Raw genomic sequence first — 905 nt, 5'->3', positions numbered from 1 at the left:
AATCTGCAATGCATCAAAAAAGCCTTAAAGTCAGCTGTCACAGAGGGTAGTAAATAGTGTTAATCCATCTTATACTCTCGGAATGCCGACGAATATGTTGATTTATTTGGTGCTTCTAGAAGTTTGAACCAAACCAAATTTGAATCTGGAGGGACGCTAGTCTTTAGCGAAAATCTCGGAGGGCATACTATCAGAAACCACGTGTCGAGAACCGATGCTCAACTTTTGGAAAGACTTTCTACTGATCTGAACATTCAAGGATCTTCGACATTCACAGATTTAAGTACCGCAGAGAGGGCAATTGGTGAGGTGTTGACTAGAAATAGAGCCGAAATTCAAGACTTCTTTGGAAATAGCTCAGGAAATAGACTTCCCTTGAGTGAAACACTAGATTTTGATGTCGGTAGGGGCTTCAATAGGGAAAGTATAAATCCACAGATAAGCAATAGTCTTCAGGTCATACTGGATCGAGATGAATTAAGTATTAATGGATTTAGGATTCATACCGCTTATCCAAGGTTACAGTAGTGAGGATGTAGAGATTGAAAACAAAAGAGATATTAGAGAATTTTTTTCAAGCTTACTTTCATCAAGATTGGTCGTTTGATTATTCAACGACTCTTGATGGAGTTGCGTTTTTTAAGAAAAATGAGCCTGAAAGTAAACATCGTGAAGTAGCAAAAGCACTAAGTGAATTGATATCTGAGCCAGAATTACCACAAACCTATTTCTATTCAATGGGTGGGGAGTTTCGTCCAGAAGTAGAAGGAATGAAGGTAAATCAATGGCTTAGAGCAGCCATTGATATTTTGCAAAATAATAACTGAGTCTAGGTTGATGTATCGACCGATAGCTTTGGAAACGCCTTAGGCAATAGTATAGTCTCAGGGATTGTGCAGAATCAG

General features: G+C 38.6%; 2 protein-coding genes. Both read left to right on the top strand.

Features of this window, described 5'->3' with window-relative positions:
• Window positions 1-123: 123 nt before the first annotated feature.
• Entirely contained in the window at window positions 124-528 is a 405-nt protein-coding gene (locus ACFOHL_RS00100) for an RNase A-like domain-containing protein (RefSeq protein WP_376918162.1), read from the top strand.
• Between the two features lie 14 nt (window positions 529-542).
• Complete coding sequence (locus tag ACFOHL_RS00095) at window positions 543-827, top strand: contact-dependent growth inhibition system immunity protein (protein ID WP_376918161.1); 285 nt, start codon at window positions 543-545, stop codon at window positions 825-827.
• The last annotated feature ends 78 nt before the right edge of the window (window positions 828-905 follow it).

It is taken from the genome of Agaribacter flavus (genome assembly GCF_042646125.1).
GTDB classification, from domain to species: domain Bacteria; phylum Pseudomonadota; class Gammaproteobacteria; order Enterobacterales; family Alteromonadaceae; genus Glaciecola; species Glaciecola flavus.
The sequence above is the reverse complement of the archived record's forward strand: the minus strand, read 5'-3'. Positions and strand labels throughout refer to the sequence as shown.